Here is a 22,099-nt window from a genome sequence, read left to right as displayed (position 1 = left end):
GGGGTTACGCGACAGATATGGTTGCGCCGTGTCACAAATCGGCGGTTGCGAAAAGCCCTGAAACGGACACTGCGGTCAAGCGCCCGGAACCTATCTTTATTGCGCGACCTGATCGGCGAGCAGCCCGACGGTCAGCGCATAGAAATTCGAGCAATTATAATCGAGAATCACGCGATAATTATGCGTCAGCAGATAGGCCGTCTTTCCCGGCCCGTCGGGTTCGAGCAACGTCGCCAGAATATGATCGTCGGGCCAGTAGCCGCGTTCGGGGACGATCCCCATTTGCCGCCATTCCTTCATCGTATGCCAGGCGCTGTGCCGTTCATGCACGCGCGGGCAGCGCGGCGACACGGTTTTGTTCGCGAGCCTTCCGACATTCAGCCCGGCAGGAACGTCGACCGGAATGCCCCAGGGCACGCCCGGCCGCCATCCTGCATTGACGAGATAATTGCCGATCGAGGCAAGCGCATCGGCATCGCTGTTCCAGATATCGGCCCTACCATCGCCATCGCCATCCTTGCCGAGGCGCAGATAGACCGAGGGGAGAAATTGCGGACCGCCCGTCGCGCCTGCCCAGCTTCCCTGAAGCGAGGCGCGCGAAAAGCCCATATCGATCAGCTTCAGCGTGGCGAGAAATTCGCGCTCGAACAGATCGCGGCGGCGCCCTTCATACGCAAGCGTGGCAAGCGAGCGCGGCAGATCGAACCCGCCGGTCACCGCGCCATAGGCCGTTTCATTCCCCCAGATCGACACCATGATCGATTCGGGAACCCCGGTCTCGCGCTCGATCCCGGCCAGCTTGCCGCGCAGCCGCTGATAAGCGGCACGCCCCAGCGCGATCCGTGCATCGTCGACATGACGCGCATAATAAGGCGCATACGCAGGAATAGGGCCGCTCGAACTTCCGCCCGGCTGCCCCCGGTCGAGTTCTATCACGCGTTCGTTGAGCGTCAGGGTCGGGAAAACCGACTGGATCGTCGGCTGGGTAATCCCTTCGGCCACCGCCTTAGCCTTTAGCGACACAAGATAATTCTGAAAGCCGGACTCATCCTGCGCCATAGCGGTTGAACCAAGCGACGCCATGGCAGCCGCACCGATCACAGCGATGATACGCCGGAAAACCTTACCCGAAACACGCATGCAGCATTCCTTGCCACAGCATCGCGGCCGCATGAACCCCCAAGACACAAATCCTTGCGTAATTCATGCAAGCAAGGCTAAGCGCATCCGGCACTCGCATCCGGAGAGGTGGCCGAGTGGTTTAAGGCAGCGGTCTTGAAAACCGCCGTGGGTTCACGCTCACCGTGGGTTCGAATCCCACCCTCTCCGCCATTTTTTGACCAGAGCGTTCAACGATGAAGCGCTTCGCTTCGTCGACTTTGCCCAATTTTTGCCATTCGGGACCGTATCACCATCGCCGATGCTATGAATCGGACAGCGTTTGTTGGGCGGGACGGAGGCGAAGGCGCTATGATCGTTCAGATTTTACTGTTTTTCTACGGACTGATCGCGATGTTCGTGCTGATGTCGATCGAGCGCAACCGTAAAGAAAAGCGTGCCAATTCGGACTATCTGACGCTCGCCGGGTGGGGCGTGATGTCGATGTCGGCGTCGCTGGCACTGTCTTTGCTGGGCGCCGCCGCGCTTTTGCTCGTCGGAATTCCGGCAACAGCGGCCTGATCCGAAACAGAGTACCTGCAAGCGGGCGATAAGCGCGATTAAGGATCGCGATATAGGGAGCATGGGCGCGCATATCGTCGCGCCGCCGGCTTTGCGATACTGGCCGCAACGCCGGATCAGACGGCGATGCGCATGAAGCAGCGCATCGCCGGTCCCGACCTTATTTCTTGAGCGACAGACCGCCGAAACGCTTGTTGAAGCGAGCGACCTGACCACCCGCGTCGAGCAGACGCTGATTGCCGCCGGTCCATGCGGGGTGCGATTTGGGATCAATGTCGAGCTGAAGCGTGTCGCCTTCCTTGCCCCAGGTGGAGCGGGTTTCGAACACGGTACCGTCGGTCATCTGCACCTTGATGGTGTGATAGTCGGGATGGCCTTCTTTTTTCACGTAATGTCTCCGAGGATGTGGCTGGTTCCGACCAGCCTGAAACAAAGGCGGCGCGGTACACCCGCGCCGCCCGGATTGCAAGATTATAGCGGAACTATGCTTTGGGCGGGTCTGCGATCATCGCAGTGAAATTCGCCTCCGCCGCGAGCTGACCGTCGATCAGCGCGCGCCCGGCGAATTTGCAGACGCTCGAGCGCTTCTGAACGAATTCGACCTCAAGGTTCAACAGCACGCCCGGTTCGACGGGCTTGCGGAACTTCGCATTCTCGATCGCCATGAAATAAACGAGCTTGCCCGACCCCGCCAGATCGAGCGATTCGACCGCTAGGACACCGGCGGCCTGCGCCAGCGCCTCGACGATCAGCACGCCCGGCATGATCGGCCGGCCGGGGAAATGGCCCTGAAAGAAGCCTTCATTCATCGTCACCGCCTTGATCGCGGTGATGCGTTCATCGCGAACGAGCGATTCGACCCGATCGACCAGCAGCATCGGATAGCGATGCGGGAGCGCCGCCATCACCCGCCCGATATCGAGCGGGCCGATCTGATTCTCGCTGCTGCCCGCCTCGCTCATCGGCTGTTCTGAGCCGGCTGCGTGGTCGTGGTCGTCGATCCTGCGGCCTGACGCGCCTGCTGCGCTGCCTGAAGTGCGGCGATCTGCTGGATCTGCTGCAGCTGCTGCTGAAGCTGCTGCACCTGCCGGCTCGGCTGCCAGTTGGCGGGCGGCGTGATCGCGACGGTCGGAGCGGTCTGGTCGAGCTGCGCCGTGATCTGATCGGTGATATCGGCCGCCTCGGGCGCGTACATCACCGAATCGGGCGAGAGCACGAAATTGATCTTCTTCGACGTAATCACCTGCTGCTGCGCCGCTTCATATTTCTGCGCGATCTGCTCGATGGCATAGGCCTGAGCCTTCATCGCAGGTTCGGTCAGCTGCTGGATCTGCTGATCGGTCTGGTCGAGCTGGGTCAGGACGGGACTTTTCGAATCCTGCGCCTTTTTCAGCTCGGCATCGTCGACCTGCTTGTCATTGTTGGTATCGAGCTGTGCGAGCAGTGCCTGACGGCTTTTCCGCTTGCCTTCGATCTGGTCGAGGCTGGCCTTATAGGTCGTGGTGATCTGCTGATTGGCGGTCGAGAATGCCTTGCTGCGTGCGATGGCGAGCGTCGGCTGCGCGGTGGCGATTCCTGCAACCTGCGCATTGGCGCCCGGCACGCCGGCGAAAACTGCAGGCGCGGCAACGGCAGCGGCCAGAAGCATGAACTTGGTCGATTTCATCAGAATTGCGTCCCTACGTTGAATGTAAACAATTTCGTATCGTCACCCGGCTGGCTGAGAATAACCTTGGCAAGGTCGAGGCGCAGCGGACCGAATGGTGAGTTCCAGTCGACGCCGACACCCACCGACAAACGCGGGCTCGCGCTGTCGCCGAGATATTGCTCGTAATATGGCGGGGTTGTCGACGTATACGCTGTGTTCTGGGTCGTACCCGAACAGGCCCCGCCGAACGTATCGGAATATCCGACCTGACAGGTCGTGGTCTTACCGGAAATGTCGCCATTATCGCTCGGCACGATATATAGCGGATTTCCGCTACCATCTGTGATGGCGGTCGTGCGCGGCAGCAGCGTCGGCGAACCATCCTCATTATACAGTAATTTGCCGTCGCTATCGGTCGCCTGCGTGAACGAGCCGTTGAGGATCGGCCTTTTCAGACCGAACAGCGCACCGACCTGCGCAAAGATCGAGGGACGCAGGCCCAGCTCTCGCGCGCCGGAACCAAGCGGAATCTCAAGCTCGGCCTTACCCAGATAATAAGCCTTACCGCCCAGCGCATCGTCAAACACGCGATCCTTGTCGGTAATCAGCGCCTGCGTTCCCGCAGCCGGATCGCCCGAATATTGGAAGCGCTTCACACGCGGACCGACGCCGCGAATATCGAATCCGCGGAACTGCTGCTGGCCGAGGAAGAAGCGATCGGTAATGCGAACTTCGTCGACGCCGGGACCGCGATTCGACTCCAGCGAGTGAATTACGCCACCTTCGGCCGAAAGCGAGAAGATAAAACCGCTGCCGACATTCCAGTATTTGGCGGCGCGGGCGTTGCCGCGAATGAAACGGACATCGCCGCCAAGACCCGCGAAATCAACCCCGACGCTCAGTCGTTCCCCCCGGCTGGGGCGGAGATTGCTATTCAGGCTATTATAGCCGATTTGCAACCCGATCATCGATGACAGGCGGTTACCCACTGAATCGCAAAGATAGCGGCCGGCGAGCACCGGATCGCACTGGCCGTCCGCGTTATAGAAACGGCTCCTATCGAGCGTCACATCGGTCTGGCTGAGCGTATAGTTGCCCGAAAGCGTCCAATATTCGGTAAGCGGCACGCCCGAGAAAATCTGGAAACCGGTCGAAACCTGTGAATAAGTCGTGTTCCGGTCGTTCCCCAGATAATTGAACGAGTTATAATCGCGGCGGAAAATCTTCCCGCCCAGCGCGATCGGCCGGTCGAACAGATACGGCTCGGTAAAACCGAGCTCGGCGGATTTCGCATAGGTCGACCAGCTGATCTGCGCGCTGGCCGTCTGCCCCATGCCGCGGAAATTATTCTGCTGGATCGCCCCCTGAACGATGAAGCGTTCGAGGCTGGAGAAACCCGCGGAAAGCGACAATTCGCCCGTCGGCTTTTCCTCGACATTGGCATCGAGCACGATCCGGTCGGGGCTGTCGCCTTCCGACTGTTTGATCGCGAACTTGTCTTGAAAATAACCCAGCGAGTTGATGCGATCCTCCGACCGCTTCACCAGCAGCGAGTTGAACGCATCGCCCTCCGCCAGACGCATTTCGCGGCGGATTACCTTGTCTTTGGTATTGGTGTTGCCAGTAATGTTGATCCGCTCGACATAGGTACGCTGTGCCTGATCGATATTGAATTCGATCCCCATCGTATGATTCTTGCGATCGGGTTCAAAGCGCGGATTTACCTTGGCAAAGGCATAGCCGAACGTGCCCGCCGTTTCGGTCAGCTGATCGACCGTATCCTCGACCAGCTTGGCATTATACCAATCGCCCTTTTTCATCGGCAGGAATTTGGTGAGCTTCTTCTCATCGAAGTCGCGAATGCCGCTATGCACCGAAACATCGCCGAACTTATACCGGTCGCCCTCTTCCACCACATAGGTGATGATGAAGTCTTCCTTGTCCGGGGTCAGCTCGGCGACGGCCGAAATCACCCGGAAATCGGCATAGCCCTGAGTCAGGTAGAATTGCCGCAGCTTTTGCTGGTCATAGGACAATCGGTCCTGATCATAGCTGGTATTCGAACTGAACAGCCGGAACCATTTCGACTGTTTGGTCGCCATCTGGCTGCGCAGTTCTGAATCCGGGAATTTCTCGTTCCCGATGATGTTGATCGCGCGAACCTTCGACTTGTCGCCCTCATGGATTTCAAAAATCACATCGACGCGGTTCTGGTCGAGATTGACCATCTGCGGATCGACGGTTGCGCCGAACCGGCCCTGACGGCGATACAGTTCGATGATTCGAGCGACATCGGCGCGAACCGCGGTGCGCGTGAAGATCTGGCGCGGGGCGAGCTTGATCTCAGGCTTGATCTTGTCGTCCTTGAGATGCTTGTTGCCCTCAAGCACGATCCGGTTGATCACCGGGTTTTCCTTCACATGGATGACCAGGTTGCCGGTCTCCACGCCCTCGATCGACACATCGGCGAGGAAATCGCTGGCCAGCAGATCCTTGATCGCCTGATCGATCGTTTCGGTGGTGTAGGTCTCCCCCACCCGCAGCTTGGTATAAGAGAGGATCGTCGCCGGTTCGATCCGCTGCGATCCTTCGACCTTCAGCGATTTGACGACATGCTTTTCCGGCGCCGGCACCAGCGGACTTGCCTGTGGCGGCGGCAGGGTGGTCGCGCTCGACGCTTCCTGCGCATGCGCCACACCGATACCGCTGAGCATGGTGCAGGCAAGCGCGACAATCTTCGCGTGCGAGCCGAAATTCAGTGCCTTATTCCTTGTCACATTCCCACCCTAAAAGGATAAACCCCTGCACACCCCCATGGCAGCGCATCCGCCCTGCCCTATGCGCGTCAGCCGATCAACCCGGCGAGGCCACGCCACAGCCCCACCGCGCCAAGATCGTTGAACGTCACGAAGACGAACAGGGCCAATAGCACGGCCAGCCCGCCGCGAAACGCCCATTCCATCACTTGCGGACCAACAGGTCGACGGCGCACCGCCTCCACCGCATAAAAGAATAAATGTCCGCCATCCAGCATGGGAATTGGCAAGAGGTTGATGAATCCGAGATTAATCGAGATCAGCGCAATGAAGAAGACCAGTTCGACCGGCCCCAGTGCAAGCTGTTGTCCCGCAATTCCCGCGATACGGATCGGGCCGCCCAGCTCGTCCACCGGACGGCGGCCGGTGATGATCTGCCCCAGCCCGTCGATCATCGAACGCAGCGTCGTCCCCACCATGCGGACGCCCTCGACCGGTGCACGAAGCAGGCCGACCCGTTCATAGACCGGCTTGCCCGGCCGGATGCCGAGCTGGCCCTTGCGATATTCGTTTCCGAACCGGTCGCGTTCGCGAAGCGTCGCCAGCGTCACCGGAACGGTCAGCGTCTCGCCGTTCCGCTCGATCCTTAGCGGAACCGTCTCACCGGGGCGAAGCATCGTATATTCGGCAAGGTCGGAAAAGGTCGCCATGCCGCGTCCGCCCATCGCCTCGATACGATCGCCGGGGCGCAGCCCGGCCGCTGCGGCCGGGCTTTGCGGGGCAACGACCCCGACGATGGAGGGGGTGCGATTAACGCCGTACAGCGTCGCCAGCCCGGCAAAGATCAGGATCGCGATCACAAAATTGGTGACCGGCCCCGCCGCGACGATGATCGCGCGCTGCCAGACCGGTTTCGACTGAAAGGTTTTCGCCCGCTCTTCGGCAGGAAGCGCCAGCCATTCGGCATCGGGCTGCCCGGCAGGGTTCATGTCTCCGGCAAAGCGCACATAGCCGCCCAGCGGCAACCAGCCGAATTTCCACCGGGTCCCGCGTTTATCGGTAAAGCCCGCAATCTCGCGCCCGAAGCCGATCGAAAAGGCCTCGGCCTTCACCCCGAATATCCGCCCCGCAGCATAATGACCAAGCTCATGCAGGAAAACGAGCGGCCCCAGCACCAGCGCGAACGCCAGCAGGGTCATCAGGATACCGGGAGAATCGGTCACGCCACGCATTCCTTCACACGCTCGTCCGCGCGGGCCCTTGCTTCGGCATCGATACCGAGAACGGTATCGAGATCGGCGGGCGCCGCCGGTTCATAGCGTTCCAGCGTATCAGCGACGATTGCGGCAATTTCGAGGAAGCCGATTTTTCGGTTCAGAAATGCAGCGACTGCCACTTCGTTCGCCGCATTCAGGATCGCCGGCGCCGCCCCGCCTGCTTCCAGCGCAGAACGGGCAAGTGTCAGGGCGGGAAAGCGCGCCGGATCGGGCGCTTCGAAATCCAGCCGGCCGATCGTCGCCAGATCGAGCGCGGGGCACGGCGTCGCCATCCGCCGCGGCCAGGCAAGCGCATACGCGATCGGCGTGCGCATATCGGGGGTGCCGAGCTGCGCGATGACCGATCCGTCGACATATTCGACCATCGAATGAATGACCGACTGGCGATGCACCAATATGTCGAGCTGTTCGGCTTCGACCGGGAACAGGTGAAACGCCTCAATCACCTCCAGCCCCTTGTTCATCATCGTCGCCGAATCGACCGAGATCTTTGCGCCCATCGACCAGTTGGGATGCGCCACCGCCTGTTCGGGGGTGATAGCCTGCATCGCATCGATCGGCCAGTCGCGAAACGGGCCGCCCGAGGCGGTGAGGATGACTTTGCGCACCTGCTCCGGCGCTTTGGAATCGAAGCATTGATAGACCGCATTATGCTCCGAATCGACCGGAAGCACCGTCGCGCCGCTTTCGCGCGCCGCCCTGAGCATCACCTCGCCTGCCGAAACCAGCGATTCCTTATTGGCAAGCGCCATGGTGCCGCCACGCTTCAGCGCCGTCATCACAGGACGAAGCCCGGCGCAACCGACGATCGCTGCCATGGTCCAGTCGGCCTCAATCGCCGCTGCCTCGCATAGCGCCGCTTCGCCCGCCATGACCTGCGTGTCGCTGCCCGCCAGCGCTTCCCTGAGGGCATCGCGCTTGCGCTCATCAGCCACCACCGCGACTTTAGCCCGCACGCGGCGGGCCGCATCGGCCAGCCCCTTCACATCGCTGTTCGCGGTCAGCGCGACGACTTCGAATGCATCGGGCGCGCGTTCGATCAGGTCGAGCGTCGATGTCCCGATCGACCCCGTCGCACCCAAAATCGTGATACGTTTCATAGAAAGGCCTGATGGACCAGGATCAGCAGCGCAGCAAGCGGAGCGACCGGGACCAGCCCGTCGAGCCGGTCGAGAAAGCCGCCATGGCCGGGAAGCATATTGCCCGAGTCCTTCACTCCCGCCCGGCGCTTGAGGCCGCTTTCATACAAATCGCCCATCTGCGCCGAGACCGCCAGAAGGGGCGTCGCGACGACCAGATAGAGCGGCAACCCCCAGCGGGTCAGCGCGAACGCGAATATCGTGGCTGCCACCATGCCGCCGATCAGGCCCGACCAGGTCTTGTTCGGGCTGATCGACGGGGCGAGCTTCGCCCCCCCAAAGCTACGCCCGGCCGCATAGGCGCCGATATCGCAGGCCCATACCAGCGCCATCGTCCAGAACGCCAGCAGCAGCCCGGCATCCATCGCGCGGATCGTGACCAGCGCGAGCAGCGGCAGGCCGACGTAGATCGCACCCGCCGCGATCCTGCCGCTGCGCGTGATGATGGCGATGAAGAACCCGGCCCCTGCCAGCAAACCCAATGCAAAGAAGCTTGCCCCGGCCGCGAGCGGCGACATGATCGCGAGCGGTACCGACAGCGCGAATTGAGCGAGCCGGGTCTCGCCCCGCGTCGCCCGGGCAAGGCCGCACCATTCGGCAAGCATCAGCAGACCGACAACGACCAGCAACAACCAGTAGAAAAAACCGCCGCTCCACAATGCCGCAGCTGCGATTGCGATCAGAATCGCCCCCACGACAGCGCGTGGACCAAGGTCGGATTTAGGCTTTGGTACGCCGGTCACAGGCCACCGAAGCGGCGATGGCGGCGGGCATAGATGTCCAGCGCCTCGCCCAGCGTCGCGGCATTGAAATCGGGCCAGAGCGTATCGACGAACACCAGCTCGGCATACGCCGCTTGCCACAACAGAAAGTTGGACAGGCGCTGCTCGCCCGATGTGCGGATCATCAGGTCGAGCGGCGGAAGATCGTGCGTCGCAAGCTCTGCCTCGAACCGTTTCTCGTCGATCGCTTCAGGCGCAATCGCCCCCGCCGCCACTTTCTCGGCAAGCGAGCGCGTGGCCTTCAGGATTTCCGCCTGTGATCCGTAATTCAGCGCGATGACCAGCGTCGGCCCGTCCGAATCGCGCGTACGCTCGACCGCTTCGTCGATCATCGCGACGAGATCGTCGGACAGCGCGCGATAATCACCGATGACGCGCAGGCGAACACCTTCGCTCACCAGCTCATCGACTTCATTCTTCAGGAACCGCCGAAGCAATCCCATCAAATCGCGAACTTCGCCTTCGGGCCGCCGCCAGTTTTCAGAAGAAAAGGCGTAGAGCGTCAGGACCTCGATGCCCATTTGCCGGGCCGCGCGCGACACGCGGCGCACTGCCTCCACACCTTGTTTATGCCCGGCGATGCGCGGCAAATGCCGCGCCTTCGCCCAGCGACCATTGCCGTCCATGATGATGGCGACATGGCGCGGGGGCGAATCCGTCTGACCGGTCAGCGGCAGAGAAGCCGGCTTCGGCATCACTGACCCAGAATTTCCTTTTCCTTGGCGCTCGCTGCGGCATCGACATCCGCGATCGTGCTGTCGGTCAGCTTCTGGACTTCGGTCTCGGCGCGCTTGCGCTCATCCTCGCTGATCTCGCCCTTCTTTTCGTCCGCCTTCAGGCTGTCCATGCCGTCGCGGCGGACATTGCGCACCGCGATGCGCGCTTTTTCGGCATATTGCCCGGCGAGCTTGGCAAGCTCCTTGCGCCGCTCCTCGGTAAGGTCGGGGATCGGGAGGCGAATATTCTGGCCATCGACGATCGGATTGAGGCCGAGCCCGGCCGAGCGGATCGCCTTGTCCACCGGACCGACATTGGATTTGTCCCACACCTGAACCGACAGCATGCGCGGTTCAGGAGCCGAGACGGTGCCGACCTGATTGAGCGGCATATGTGCGCCATAGACATCGACGGTCACCGGATCGAGCAGCGTCACCGACGCACGCCCGGTGCGCAGACCGGCCAGATCATGTTTCAGCGATTCGACAGCGCCGGCCATGCGACGTTCCAGATCGGCCTTATTGTAAGCGGCCATGAGCTAAGTCCCTCTAATTTTATGATTATACGGCGTTCTGCACGATCGTCGCAACGCCCTTGCCTTCCATGACGGAGGTCAACGCGCCCTCGCCGCGAATATTGAAGACGACGATCGGAATATTATTATCGCGGCACAGCGCAACCGCGCTCGCATCCATGACGCGCAGGTCGTCGGCAAGCACCCGGCTGAAGCTCAGCGTATCATAGCGTTTCGCATCGGGCACCTTTTTGGGGTCGGCATCATAGACGCCATCGACGCTGGTGCCCTTGAACAGCGCGTCGCAGCCCATTTCGGCGGCGCGCAGCGCAGCGGCGGTATCGGTCGTGAAGAACGGATTGCCGGTGCCCGCGGCGAAGATCACGATCCGGCCCTTTTCCATATGCCGCACCGCGCGGCGGCGGATATAGGGTTCGCAGATCGAGGACATCGGGATCGCCGACTGGACCCGCGTCTCGACACCGATCCGCTCCAGCGCATTCTGCACAGCAAGCGCGTTCATGACGGTGGCGAGCATGCCCATATAATCGGCATTCGCGCGATCGAACCCCTTGGCCGCCCCGGCAAGCCCGCGAAAGATGTTCCCGCCGCCGACAACGAGGCAAAGCTCGTGCCCTGCCTCTTTCGCAGCGGCGATTTCGCTCGCCACGCGGTCGCAGGTGGCCGGGTCGATGCCGAACTGCCCCTGCCCCATCAGGACTTCGCCCGAAAGTTTGAGAAGGATCCGGTTGAAGCGGGGAAGATTCATGTCACCTGTTCGCGCTGGGGATATGCAAAGCGGCGCGGACCTTAGAAGGACCGCGCCGCCGTGCCAATGGTAAACCGCCGCATGGAGCAGCGGAAACCATTAATTACTTTTTCACGCCTGCGGTCGCTGCGACCTCGGCTGCGAAATCGCTCTCTTCCCTCTCGATGCCTTCGCCGAGCTGGAAGCGGACATAGTCCTTCAGCGTGATGGTCGTGCCGGCATCCTTGCCGGCCTTTGCCACCACGTCAGCGATCGCGGTCTTGTTGTCCATGACGAAGAGCTGCGAAAGAAGCGCATTTTCCTTGGCGAACTTCTTCACCGCGCCGTCGACCATCTTTTCGACGATTTCAGCGGGCTTGCCCGATTCCTGCGCCTTTTCCATCGCGACCGCACGCTCGCGCGCGATAACGTCCTGGTCGAGATCTTCGGCATGCATCGCCAGCGGGAAGGCAGCAGCGATGTGCATCGCGATCTGCTTGCCCAGCGGCTCCAGAACATCGACGCCCGCATCCGATTCGAGCGCGACAAGCACGCCGATCTTGCCCAGCCCGTCGGCAACCGCGTTATGGACATACGGAATGACCGCGCCCTGCGATACTTTCAGCTTCTTCGCGCGGCGGATCGACTGATTCTCACCAATCGTGGCGATATTATTGGTCAGCGCGTCCTGCACCGTGGTGCCCGAAGGCATTTCAGCATTTTTCAGCGCGTCCAGATCGTCGCCTTCGGCCAGAACGAGCTGCGTGACTTCGCGAACGAAATTCTGGAACTGATCGTTCTTCGCGACGAAATCGGTCTCCGAATTGACTTCAACCGCTGCGCCGGACGGACCTGCAACTGCGATACCGATCAGCCCTTCGGCAGCGGTACGGCTCGACTTTTTCTGTGCGGCGGCAAGGCCCTTGGTACGCAGCCAGTCGACTGCCGCCTCCATGTCGCCATTGGCTTCGTTGAGCGCCTTTTTGCAGTCCATCATGCCTGCGCCCGAACGCTCGCGAAGTTCCTTCACCGCTGCTGCCGTGATCTCGGCCATATCTCGTTTCCTCTTCATCGTGAGCCGGTGCGGCTCAAACGTGGTCAATATGCAAAACCGTTCGCGCTAAGCCCGCCGGAGCTCCGTCTCTCCTGTCGATGACAGGAGCAAGACAGCGCCCCGAAAAGCCCGGCGCGAACGGTCAATATCGCCGGTCCAGGCTGTTAGGCGTCGATCTGACGCTCGCCTTCGGCAGCCGTTTCGGGCTGAGTCGATGCAGCAGCTTCTTCAGCCGGCGGATTTTCCATCGAACCGATATCGTGACCGGCAGCGACGGCTGCCTGCTCACCACCGCGAGTCGCTGCGATGCCCACGGCTTCGCAATAGAGGCGAATCGCACGCGCCGCATCGTCGTTGCCCGGAACCGGGAACGCGATGCCGTCGGGCGAGCTGTTGGTGTCGAGGATCGCGACGACCGGGATGCCCAGCGTGTTCGCTTCCTTGATCGCCAGCTCTTCCTTGTTCACGTCAATCACGAACATGATGTCGGGAATGCCGCCCAGATCGCGGATACCGCCCAGCGAAAGCTCAAGCTTGTCGCGCTCGCGCGTCAGGTTGAGGATTTCCTTCTTGGTCAGGCCGTGCGTGTCGCCGCCAAGCGTTTCCTCAAGCGTCTTGAGGCGCTTGATCGAACCCGAAATCGTCTTCCAGTTGGTGAGCATGCCGCCCAGCCAGCGATGGTTGACGAAATGCTGGCCCGAACGACGCGCAGCTTCAGCGATCGGCTCCTGCGCCTGACGCTTGGTGCCGACGAACAGAACCTTGCCGCCAGCAGCGACGGTCTGGCTGATGAAATCGAGTGCGCGCGCGAACAGCGGAACGCTCTGCGACAGGTCGATGATGTGAACGCCGTTGCGATCACCGAAGATGTAAGGCTTCATCTTCGGGTTCCAGCGATGGGTCTGGTGCCCGAAATGCGCGCCAGATTCGAGCAATTGCTGCATCGAGACGACAGGTGCCGCCATAGGGATATCTCCTTCCGGTTAGTCCTCTGGAAAGCGATGACCCCGTCATCGGAGCACCGGTATATGTGCTTTCCATGTGGATTGAGAGCGCGCCATTACCGCAATCGTCCCATGGAATCAATGCTTGACTGCGGAACGATATGAGAACATACCATGTCCATTCCGCGAAACGCGGAACGTATTCACCCCTCCGGCGGTTTACACCACCGGATTTCCACCAAAGGGAGTCGGGTAATGGGTATTGTTGTCGCGTTTACGGTTTTTGCTGGCGCACTGATCGCGTCGATCTGGGTGATGATCGCTACGATCGCGCCGAAATTCGCTTATATCCGGGATTTATTTTCGGGTCGCGCGCTGCGACAGTCCGAGCTGCCCGAACTGCCGCCGCTGCGCGGCCGGGTGACTATAGCTCCGGCCCGGCGGAAGGTCGGCGCACCATATTGGCGCGCTGCTGCCTGATCCGGCGATAGGCGCGAAAGCTGAACGGTATCGTCGCCAGATAGCCGAGCGTCAGCACCGCCAGCGTTTGCCAGGGCGCAGTGACGAGCGCCGCGACCACGATCGCGACGATCACCAGCGCCTCGAACCGGATATTGCGGCGAAGCTTTAGCGACGACCAGGAATAGGTCGCGATGCTCGACACCATCAGCAACGCTGAAAACGCGACCCATGGCGTCACCAGCCAGGGCGAGCGGAACAGATCAAGACCGGTGAAAATCCACGCATAAAGCGGGAGCATGGCAAGCGCCGCGCCCGCCGGAGCGGGAACTCCCGTCAGGAAACCCGCCGATTTGTGCGGCTGATCGGCGGCATCGATCCGCGCATTGAACCGGGCGAGACGAAGCGCGGTGAAGGCAGCATAGAGCAGCGCGATCATCCAGCCGAGCTTGGGCACTTCGATCAACGCCCATAAATACATGATGATTGCAGGCGAAACGCCGAACGAAATCGAATCGGACAGCGAATCGAGTTCAGCGCCGAACCGGCTTTCACCGCCCATCATCCGCGCAATCCGTCCGTCTATGCCGTCCAGCACGCCCGCGATCAGGATCATCAGGACTGCTCGGTCCCAGTCCGCGGCGATCGCGAAGCGAATGCCGGTGAGGCCGAAGCACAGCGCGGCGGCAGTAACCGCATTGGGCACCACCGCACGCAGCGGAATACCCGTATCGGGACGCCGCCTCCGCCTCATTGCGAAACGCCGGTTACCGGGGTTCCGCCAAAGCGGCCGATCACGGTTTCGCCTGCCACCGCACGCTGGCCGAGCGCGACCTGACACACACAATCAGCGGGGAGATACACATCGACCCGGCTGCCGAACCGGATAAGGCCAACCCGCTGGCCGGTCGCGATCATATCGCCCGGCTTTACGAAGCTGACGATCCGGCGTGCAACAAGCCCTGCGATCTGGGTAAAGCCGACCATGCGGCCATCGCGCCCTTCGACAAGCACATGCTGGCGCTCATTTTCCTCGCTCGCTTTGTCGAGATCGGCATTCAGGAACTTGCCCGAAATATAGACCACCCGGCGAATCGTTCCGGCGATCGGCGTGCGATTGATGTGCACGTCGAATACGCTCATGAAGATCGATACGCGCTCCAGCTCGCCTTCGCCCAACCCGTCGGGACCAGCCATTTCCGGCGGAATCGGAACGCGCTGGATCATCGTGACCAGCCCGTCGGCAGGCGAGGTAATCAGCCCCTCCCCCTCCGGCGTCACCCGAACGGGATCGCGAAAGAATGCGGCGACCCAAAGGGTCAGCCCCAACATGGGCCAGGTCAGGAAGTCCCAGACCAGCCATATGATAAAGGTGAGGACGAGGGCGATGAGCACATATTTGCGCCCCTCCGGATGAACGCTCGGAAAGCGCCATTTGACCGTCGTCGTGCCGATTTCCGGCTTGTCCAGCGATGCCATCGGGATGGTGTAGCCGTCCTGTCCGCGTAATACAATCCGTTCCGGCTGGCGCTTCTGGCGCGTTCACGAACGCGCCCGACAAACAATGCCATAAGGGGCAGGAAGCAACAGGATGCACGCCGCGATGCAAACAGTCTCCCTCCCCCGGCGGATCGGTGCCGCGCTGGCAGCGCTGGTGGCGATTTTCGCGCTTGGCGCGGTGTTGCTCAGCGGCCTGACGATAAGGCTGGTCAGACATGGCGATCAACGAGCGCTGGCGCTGTTTACCGCTCCCGCTCTTGCACCGCCGCCCCCGCCTGAGCCCGTTCGCGCGCCCTCCGGTCGGGATCGCCCTGCAGCAGCAGCTCCTCCGGCAAAGAAAGCGCGCGCGACACCCGTGGTGGCTCCGTCTCCCGTCATTCGCCTCCCCGCACCTTCCCCGCTGATCGCCGCGCCGCACCCGATCGATGGCAGCGAGCAACATTCCGGTGCAGCGGATCAGGGCGACGGCAACGGCGCGTCCGGTTCGGGTGAAGGGCGCGGCGGGGGCGGCGATGGCGACGGCACCGGATCGGGTCTGGAGCGCCCCAGCGAACGGATCGCCGGCACAATCACCAACGCCGATTATCCCAAAGCCGCAAGCCGCGCCAACGCGCAGGGAAGCGTCATTGTACGCTATATTGTGGGAACGGACGGGCGCGCCCATGACTGCACGGTGCTGCGCTCCAGCGGCAACAGCGCTCTCGACGCCACGACGTGCCGCCTGATCGAAAAACGCTTCCGCTTTCGTCCCGCGCTCGATGCGGCGGGCAATAAGGTCACCGATCCGCGCGGCTGGCAACAACGCTGGTGGTTCGTCCCCTGATTGCGCTGGTGGCTTGATCCGCCTCCCCCTCTTGCCTAGACGCTCGGGCAATTGGTTTCGACTTATTTGAGGAAAATCGGGATTATGGCGAAGATCAAGGTGAAAACCCCCGTCGTTGAGATCGACGGCGACGAAATGACCCGGATCATCTGGGAATGGATTCGCGAGCGGCTGATCAAGCCCTATCTCGATATCGACCTGGAATATTACGATCTTTCGGTCACCAAGCGCGACGAGACCGACGACCAGATCACCGTTCAGTCGGCTGAGGCGATCAAAAAATATGGCGTCGGCGTGAAATGCGCCACCATCACGCCCGACGAAGCGCGCGTCGAGGAATTCGGCCTTAAGAAAATGTGGCGGTCGCCCAATGGCACGATCCGCAACATTCTGGGCGGCGTGGTTTTCCGCGAACCGATCGTCATCAAGAACGTTCCCCGCCTGATCCCCGGCTGGACGCACCCGATCGTCGTCGGCCGACACGCTTTCGGCGATCAGTATAAAGCGACCGATTTCAAGGTCCCCGGCGCGGGTAAGCTCACCATGAAATGGCAGGGCGAGGACGGTCAGGTGATCGAGGAGGAAGTATTCGACTTCCCCGCATCGGGCGTCGCGATGGGCATGTACAATCTCGACGAATCGATCCGCGATTTCGCCCGCGCGTCGATGAACTACGGGCTCGACCGCAAATGGCCGGTCTATCTGTCGACCAAGAACACGATTCTGAAGGCCTATGACGGCCGTTTCAAGGACCTGTTCCAGGAAGTGTTCGAAAGCGAATTCGAAGCCAAGTTCAAGGAAGCGGGCATCGAATATCAGCACCGCCTGATCGACGACATGGTCGCATCGGCGCTGAAATGGAACGGCGAGTTCGTCTGGGCCTGCAAAAACTATGACGGTGATGTGCAGTCGGATCAGGTCGCACAGGGGTTCGGCAGCCTTGGCCTGATGACCTCGGTGCTGATGACGCCGGACGGCCAGACGGTCGAAGCCGAAGCGGCGCACGGCACCGTTACCCGCCATTTCCGCCAGCATCAGCAGGGCAAGGCGACCTCGACCAACCCGATCGCGTCGATCTTCGCCTGGACGCGCGGCCTTATCTATCGCGGCAAGTTCGACAATACGCCCGAAGTCACGCAGTTCGCTGAGCTGCTCGAAAAGGTCTGCATCGAAACCGTCGAAAGCGGTCAGATGACCAAGGATCTCGCGATCCTGATCGGTCCCGATCAGGACTGGATGACCTCGGAGCAGTTCTTTGAGGCGATCCGCGTGAACCTTGAAACGGCGATGAAGAAGCAGGGTCTCGCCTGATCCTTCGCTATCGCTGAGGTGAGGAAAGGCCCCGATGTTCGCGCATCGGGGCCTTTTTCTTTTGCCCTCCCCCTCGTGAGCAGCAAAAGCAGCAGGAAAGGCATGACAGGGCAGCGAACGCACGTCTAAGCTCGGCACATGCTATTCGACCTTACCCATGGCGGTTTCAGCGACGCGCTGGTGATCCTCGGCGCGGCCGGGCTGGTGATCCCGGCTTTCGCGCGCTTTCGTATCAGTCCCGTTATCGGCTTCATTCTGGTCGGGCTGCTGGTCGGTCCTGCGGGCCTCGGCGCGCTCGTGCCGGATTATCCGTGGCTCTATTATGTCACGATCTCCGATCCGCACGGGATCGAGCCGTTTGCCGAATTCGGCATCATCCTGCTGCTCTTCTCGATCGGGCTGGAGCTGTCGCTCAAGCGGCTATGGGCGATGCGCACGCTGGTATTCGGCGTCGGCGCGGCCGAACTGATCGGTTCGGGGCTGATCCTCGGGCTGGCGCTGCATCTGATCGGTCAGGCATGGGGCGGCGCGATCGGTCTTGGCTTCGCACTGGCGCTGTCCTCGACGGCACTCGTCATCCCGCTCGCCGGAACGCAAAGCGCTTCCGGCCGCGCTGCCTTCGCGATGCTATTGTTCGAAGATGTCGCGCTGGTGCCCATCATCTTCATGCTCGGCGCGCTTGCTCCCAATGCGACGCAGGACGGCTGGCAAAATCTGATGGATGTGGCGATACGCGGCGGTATTACCGTTGCGATATTGTTCGTCGTCGGCCGCCTGCTTCTGCCGCGCATGTTTGGTCAGGCAGCGCGAACCAAAAGCCCGGAACTGTTCCTTGCTGCAAGCCTGCTGATCGTTATCGTGGCGAGCCTCGCCACATCGGCGGCGGGCCTGTCGCCGATCGTCGGCGCGCTGCTCGCCGGGCTGCTGATCGCCGAAACCGAATATCATAGCGAGGTCGAAGTGATGACCGCCCCGTTCAAGGGGCTGGCGCTGGGCGTGTTCCTGATCACCGTGGGGATGCAGCTCGATCTTCGGCTGGTCGCCGCCAACTGGCAGATGCTGCTGCTCGCGATTATGGGCGTGATGCTGGTCAAGGCGACTGTCACGACGGCGCTGGTGCGGATCGCCGGCGCGCGGATGGGGACTGCGGCGGAGACCGGCGTCATGATGGCGAGCCCGTCGGAAACCACGCTGATCGTGCTCGGCGCGGCCGGAGCAGCGGGGCTGATCCTGCCTTCGACTGCCGCCTTCTGGACGACTGTGACCGCAATCGGCCTCACCATTACGCCATTGCTCGCCAAAGCGGGATCGCTGATCGCCCGGCGGATCGAATTCGTGTCGGGCGAGCTTCCTCCCGAAGCCGATGTCGATGCCGAAGGGCCGGGCACGGTGATCATCGGGTTCGGCCGCGTCGGGCGGACGGTCGCCGATATGCTGAAAGTGCATGACAAGAAATTCATTGCGGTAGAGGCCGATATTGACACGGTGAATGAAGGACGGCGCGCGGGCTATCCGGTCATTTTCGGCGATGTGGTTCGCCCCGAACTCGTCGACCGGCTCAATCTGGGGCGTGCCGATGCGCTGATCCTCACCATGGACGAACCGGTACTTACCGTCCGCCTGACGCGCCGGGTGCGCGGATGGGTGCCCAATCTGCCGATCATCGCGCGCGCGCGCGACTGGAACCATGCCGCCGAGCTGTACCGGGCGGGCGCCACCGATGCGGTTCCCGAAACGCTCGAAAGCTCGCTGCAATTGTCTGAGGCGGTGCTGGTCGATCTGGGCGTTGCGGTCGGGCCGGTCATCGCCTCGATTCACGAGAAGCGCGACGGGATGCGCAAGGCGATCAAGGATGCCGCCGAGATGGACCGCGAACCCCGCCTGCGCCGAACGCGGGCGGACGATGCAGACCCGAGCGCTGCGTGACGGGGTTGTTCAATTATTTTTGAGCAGCATCAGTTAAATACTTGATATAAAAAGAAATCCGGCACGTCATCAGGTGACGCGCCGGATGTCTTTCTGCCAGTCAGGCCGTAACCTTCGCCAGCGCCTCGCGGATCGCGGTCAGCGCCGCCTCGCCCTTGTCGCCGTCGGGCCCGCCGCCCTGCGCCATATCGGGGCGACCGCCGCCGCCTTTGCCGCCCAGCGCCGCTACAGCCGCCTGCACCAGCGTCACGGCATTATAGCTGTCGGTCCGGTCATCGGTCACGCCGACCGCAACCGAAGCGCGCCCGTCATTCACCGCGACGATCGCCGCCACGCCCGACCCGACACGCGATTTGGCATCGTCCACCGCGCCGCGCAGCGCTTTGGGCTCAAGCCCCTCGACCACCTGACCGATGAAATTGACGCCGGCGATTTCCTCCGGCCCTGCGGCCTGGCCCGAACCGCCGCCCCCCAGCGCCAGCGCCTTTTTCGCCTCGGCCAGTTCGCGCTCCAGCCTGCGCCGTTCCTCGATCAGCGCCGCGACCCGGTGCGGCACCTCTTCGGGCGTTGCTTTTAGCGCGGCTGCCGTCTCGCGCAGCCGGTCCTCGCGCTGCGTCAGCCACTGGCGCGCAGCCTCGCCGGTCAGCGCTTCGATCCGGCGAACGCCGCTCGACACCGCGCTTTCGCTGACGATCTTGAAGATGCCGATATCGCCCAGCGCGCGGACATGCGTGCCGCCGCACAGTTCGACCGAGAAATGCTTGTCGGTCGCCTTGCCCATCGAAAGCACGCGCACCTCATCGCCATATTTCTCCCCGAACAGCGCCATCGCCCCCGCCGCAATTGCGTCGTCCGGCGTCATCAGGCGCGTCGTCACTTCTTCATTGTGGCGGATCTGCGCGTTCACATCCTGTTCGACCCAGGCGATTTCCTCAGGGCTAAGTGCATTAGGATGCGAAAAGTCGAAGCGGAAACGATCCGCTGCAACCAGACTGCCCTTTTGCGTCACATGCCCGCCGAGCCGCTCACGCAGCGCCGCATGCAGCAGATGCGTCGCCGAATGGTTGGCGCGAATCTGGTCACGGCGTTCGGCATCGACAGCGAGATGGACCGTATCGCCAACTGCGATCGCGCCCGCCTCGACCCGCGCATGATGCGCGTGCAGCCGTCCCAAAGGCTTGGCCGTATCCTCGACGATCGCGCTCAGGCCCGCATCGCCGGTGATGCGCCCGGCATCGCCCATCTGACCGCCGCTTTCCCCATAGAAAGGCGTCTGGTTGGTCAGGATCACGCCGCTCTCCCCGGCGCTCAGCCGGTCGACCCGCGCGCCGTCTGTGACCAGCGCAACGACCTGCCCCTCGCCCTCGGTCGAGGTATAGCCGGTAAATTCGGTGCCACCCAGTTCGTCGGCCAGGTCGAACCATAGTTCGTCCGACGCCTTGTCGCCCGAACCTCTCCACGCGGCGCGCGCGGCGCGCTTCTGTTCGGCCATGGCTTCATCGAACCCGGCGCGATCGACCTTCAGCCCCTGCGAGCGCAGCGCATCTTCGGTCAGGTCATAGGGAAAGCCATAGGTGTCATAGAGTTTGAACGCCGTGGCACCAGGCAGCGTATCGCCCTCGCCCATATCCGCGGTCGCTTCGTCGAGCAGCTTCAGCCCCTTGTCGAGCGTCTGGCGGAAGCGCGTTTCCTCCTGCAGCAGCGTCGCTTCGATCAGCGACTGCGCGCGCACCAGATCGGGATAGGCGCCCCCCATCTCCGCCACCAGTGCGGGCACCAGCCGGTGCATCAGCGGCTGTTTCGCGCCCAGCAGATGCGCATGGCGCATCGCGCGACGCATGATCCGGCGCAGCACATAGCCGCGCCCTTCATTGGCAGGAAGCACGCCATCGGCGACCAGAAAGCCGCTCGAGCGCAAATGGTCGGCGATCACCCGGTGGCTCGCCTTGAAATCGCCATCCGCCGCAACCCCGGTCAGCGCCGCCGATTCCTCGATCAGCGCGCGAAACGTGTCGGTGTCGTAATTGTCATGCTTGCCCTGAAGCAGCGCCGCGACCCGCTCCAGTCCCATGCCGGTATCGATCGACGGCTTGGGCAAGTCGCCGACGATCTTCCCGCCCTCCTGCACATATTGCATGAAGACGAGGTTCCAGATCTCGATGAACCGGTCGCCATCTTCATCGGGGCTTCCCGGCGGGCCGCCCGGAATATGCTCGCCATGGTCGTAGAAGATTTCGGAGCACGGACCGCACGGCCCGTCATCGCCCATCGACCAGAAATTGTCGCTCGTCGCGATGCGGATGATCCGCTCGTCGGGCAGTCCGGCAACCCGCTTCCAGATTTCCGCGGCCTGATCATCGTCATGATAGATGGTGACGAGCAGGCGGTCGGGATCGATCCCCCATTCCTTCGTCAGCAGATTCCACGACAATTCGATCGCGCGATCCTTGAAATAATCGCCGAACGAGAAATTGCCGAGCATTTCGAAAAATGTGTGGTGCCGCGCGGTATAGCCGACATTGTCGAGATCATTGTGCTTGCCGCCCGCCCGCACACATTTCTGCGCGCTCGTCGCGGTCGAATATGGCCGCTTCTCAACGCCGGTAAAGACGTTCTTGAACGGCACCATCCCCGCATTGACGAACATCAGCGTCGGGTCGTTATGCGGCACCAGCGGCGCGCTGGGTACTTTTTCATGGCCATGTCCGGCGAAATAATCGAGGAACGAACGGCGAATATCGTTGGTCGAGATCATGAACTACGACTTAAGCGCGCAATCGCCGATGCTCAAGCAAAACGCGTCGATCAGGGTGATCGTAAC

At 61.9% G+C, this 22,099-nt stretch carries 21 protein-coding genes and 1 tRNA gene; 6 read left to right on the top strand and 16 right to left on the bottom strand.

Annotated elements, in window-relative coordinates:
- Positions 1-96: 96 nt before the first annotated feature.
- Positions 97-1,140, bottom strand: a complete 1,044-nt coding sequence (locus tag EV664_RS01495) for a lytic murein transglycosylase (protein WP_133493913.1) — start codon at positions 1,138-1,140, stop codon at positions 97-99.
- Positions 1,141-1,242: 102 nt separating this feature from the next.
- On the opposite strand from EV664_RS01495, the gene EV664_RS01490 reads away from it, so the two are divergent.
- Both EV664_RS01490 and EV664_RS01485 read left to right on the top strand, forming a co-directional pair.
- Positions 1,243-1,332 (top strand) — tRNA-Ser (locus EV664_RS01490).
- Positions 1,333-1,470: 138 nt separating this feature from the next.
- Entirely contained in the window at positions 1,471-1,680 is a 210-nt protein-coding gene (locus tag EV664_RS01485) for a hypothetical protein (RefSeq protein WP_133493912.1), read from the top strand.
- Between the two features lie 160 nt (positions 1,681-1,840).
- Here the strand turns inward: EV664_RS01485 and rpmE are convergent, their stop codons facing one another.
- The 12 genes from rpmE to rpsB all read right to left on the bottom strand — a co-directional run bounded on the left by rpmE (position 1,841) and on the right by rpsB (position 13,280).
- The gene (rpmE, locus tag EV664_RS01480; protein ID WP_133493911.1) at positions 1,841-2,068 is read right to left on the bottom strand and encodes a 50S ribosomal protein L31; all 228 of its coding nucleotides are present in this window, start codon (positions 2,066-2,068) and stop codon (positions 1,841-1,843) included.
- A gap of 94 nt (positions 2,069-2,162) precedes the next feature.
- Positions 2,163-2,642, bottom strand: a complete 480-nt coding sequence (gene fabZ, locus EV664_RS01475) for a 3-hydroxyacyl-ACP dehydratase FabZ (protein ID WP_133493910.1) — start codon at positions 2,640-2,642, stop codon at positions 2,163-2,165.
- On the bottom strand, positions 2,639-3,346 hold the full coding sequence (locus EV664_RS01470; RefSeq protein WP_229668026.1) for an OmpH family outer membrane protein: 708 nt from the start codon (positions 3,344-3,346) through the stop codon (positions 2,639-2,641). The genes fabZ and EV664_RS01470 overlap by 4 nt, the downstream gene beginning before the upstream one ends.
- A complete protein-coding gene (bamA, locus tag EV664_RS01465; RefSeq protein WP_373287474.1) occupies positions 3,346-6,105 on the bottom strand; it encodes an outer membrane protein assembly factor BamA in 2,760 nt (919 codons plus the stop codon). The genes EV664_RS01470 and bamA overlap by 1 nt, the downstream gene beginning before the upstream one ends.
- 68 nt (positions 6,106-6,173) lie before the next feature.
- Positions 6,174-7,307, bottom strand: a complete 1,134-nt coding sequence (rseP, locus tag EV664_RS01460; protein ID WP_162848750.1) for an RIP metalloprotease RseP — start codon at positions 7,305-7,307, stop codon at positions 6,174-6,176.
- The gene (locus EV664_RS01455) at positions 7,304-8,461 is read right to left on the bottom strand and encodes a 1-deoxy-D-xylulose-5-phosphate reductoisomerase (RefSeq protein WP_133493909.1); all 1,158 of its coding nucleotides are present in this window, start codon (positions 8,459-8,461) and stop codon (positions 7,304-7,306) included. Before EV664_RS01455 ends, rseP begins: the two co-directional genes overlap by 4 nt.
- Positions 8,458-9,195 carry a phosphatidate cytidylyltransferase gene (locus tag EV664_RS01450; protein WP_229668025.1) on the bottom strand — a complete coding sequence of 246 codons (738 nt, stop codon included), beginning with the start codon at positions 9,193-9,195 and terminating at the stop codon, positions 8,458-8,460. The genes EV664_RS01455 and EV664_RS01450 overlap by 4 nt, the downstream gene beginning before the upstream one ends.
- A gap of 44 nt (positions 9,196-9,239) precedes the next feature.
- Positions 9,240-9,977: an isoprenyl transferase gene (locus EV664_RS01445; RefSeq protein ID WP_133494206.1), complete on the bottom strand. Its 738-nt coding sequence runs from the start codon at positions 9,975-9,977 to the stop codon at positions 9,240-9,242.
- Positions 9,977-10,534 carry a ribosome recycling factor gene (gene frr, locus EV664_RS01440; RefSeq protein ID WP_133493907.1) on the bottom strand — a complete coding sequence of 186 codons (558 nt, stop codon included), beginning with the start codon at positions 10,532-10,534 and terminating at the stop codon, positions 9,977-9,979. The genes EV664_RS01445 and frr overlap by 1 nt, the downstream gene beginning before the upstream one ends.
- Before the next feature lie 25 nt (positions 10,535-10,559).
- Positions 10,560-11,282 carry a UMP kinase gene (pyrH, locus tag EV664_RS01435; protein WP_133493906.1) on the bottom strand — a complete coding sequence of 241 codons (723 nt, stop codon included), beginning with the start codon at positions 11,280-11,282 and terminating at the stop codon, positions 10,560-10,562.
- A gap of 103 nt (positions 11,283-11,385) precedes the next feature.
- Entirely contained in the window at positions 11,386-12,315 is a 930-nt protein-coding gene (tsf, locus tag EV664_RS01430; RefSeq protein WP_133493905.1) for a translation elongation factor Ts, read from the bottom strand.
- Positions 12,316-12,479: 164 nt separating this feature from the next.
- On the bottom strand, positions 12,480-13,280 hold the full coding sequence (rpsB, locus tag EV664_RS01425) for a 30S ribosomal protein S2 (protein WP_133493904.1): 801 nt from the start codon (positions 13,278-13,280) through the stop codon (positions 12,480-12,482).
- A 153-nt stretch (positions 13,281-13,433) separates the two neighbouring features.
- Here rpsB and EV664_RS01420 point away from each other — a divergent pair, with 153 nt between their 5' ends.
- Positions 13,434-13,739 carry a hypothetical protein gene (locus EV664_RS01420; protein WP_133493903.1) on the top strand — a complete coding sequence of 102 codons (306 nt, stop codon included), beginning with the start codon at positions 13,434-13,436 and terminating at the stop codon, positions 13,737-13,739.
- On the opposite strand, the gene EV664_RS01415 is transcribed toward EV664_RS01420, so the two are convergent.
- Together EV664_RS01415 and EV664_RS01410 are read right to left on the bottom strand one after the other, a co-directional pair.
- Entirely contained in the window at positions 13,684-14,472 is a 789-nt protein-coding gene (locus EV664_RS01415) for a CDP-alcohol phosphatidyltransferase family protein (RefSeq protein WP_133493902.1), read from the bottom strand. The two genes, EV664_RS01420 and EV664_RS01415, sit on opposite strands and share 56 nt — an antisense overlap.
- The gene (locus tag EV664_RS01410) at positions 14,469-15,197 is read right to left on the bottom strand and encodes a phosphatidylserine decarboxylase (RefSeq protein ID WP_133493901.1); all 729 of its coding nucleotides are present in this window, start codon (positions 15,195-15,197) and stop codon (positions 14,469-14,471) included. Before EV664_RS01410 ends, EV664_RS01415 begins: the two co-directional genes overlap by 4 nt.
- 124 nt (positions 15,198-15,321) lie before the next feature.
- Here EV664_RS01410 and EV664_RS01405 point away from each other — a divergent pair, with 124 nt between their 5' ends.
- The 3 genes from EV664_RS01405 (at position 15,322) to EV664_RS01395 (ending at position 19,278) form a co-directional block, all read left to right on the top strand.
- A complete protein-coding gene (locus EV664_RS01405) occupies positions 15,322-16,041 on the top strand; it encodes an energy transducer TonB (protein ID WP_162848749.1) in 720 nt (239 codons plus the stop codon).
- 84 nt (positions 16,042-16,125) lie between these two features.
- Positions 16,126-17,352 (top strand): NADP-dependent isocitrate dehydrogenase, encoded by a 1,227-nt coding sequence (locus EV664_RS01400; RefSeq protein ID WP_133493899.1) that lies wholly within the window; start codon positions 16,126-16,128, stop codon positions 17,350-17,352.
- A gap of 138 nt (positions 17,353-17,490) precedes the next feature.
- Positions 17,491-19,278 (top strand): cation:proton antiporter domain-containing protein, encoded by a 1,788-nt coding sequence (locus EV664_RS01395; RefSeq protein WP_133493898.1) that lies wholly within the window; start codon positions 17,491-17,493, stop codon positions 19,276-19,278.
- Between the two features lie 100 nt (positions 19,279-19,378).
- Here EV664_RS01395 and alaS read toward each other — a convergent pair whose 3' ends face one another.
- A complete protein-coding gene (gene alaS / locus EV664_RS01390; RefSeq protein WP_133493897.1) occupies positions 19,379-22,033 on the bottom strand; it encodes an alanine--tRNA ligase in 2,655 nt (884 codons plus the stop codon).
- Positions 22,034-22,099 lie beyond the last annotated feature (66 nt).

It is taken from the genome of Stakelama pacifica (assembly GCF_004361835.1).
Taxonomy (GTDB): domain Bacteria; phylum Pseudomonadota; class Alphaproteobacteria; order Sphingomonadales; family Sphingomonadaceae; genus Sphingomonas; species Sphingomonas pacifica.
The sequence above is the reverse complement of the archived record's forward strand: the minus strand, read 5'-3'. Positions and strand labels throughout refer to the sequence as shown.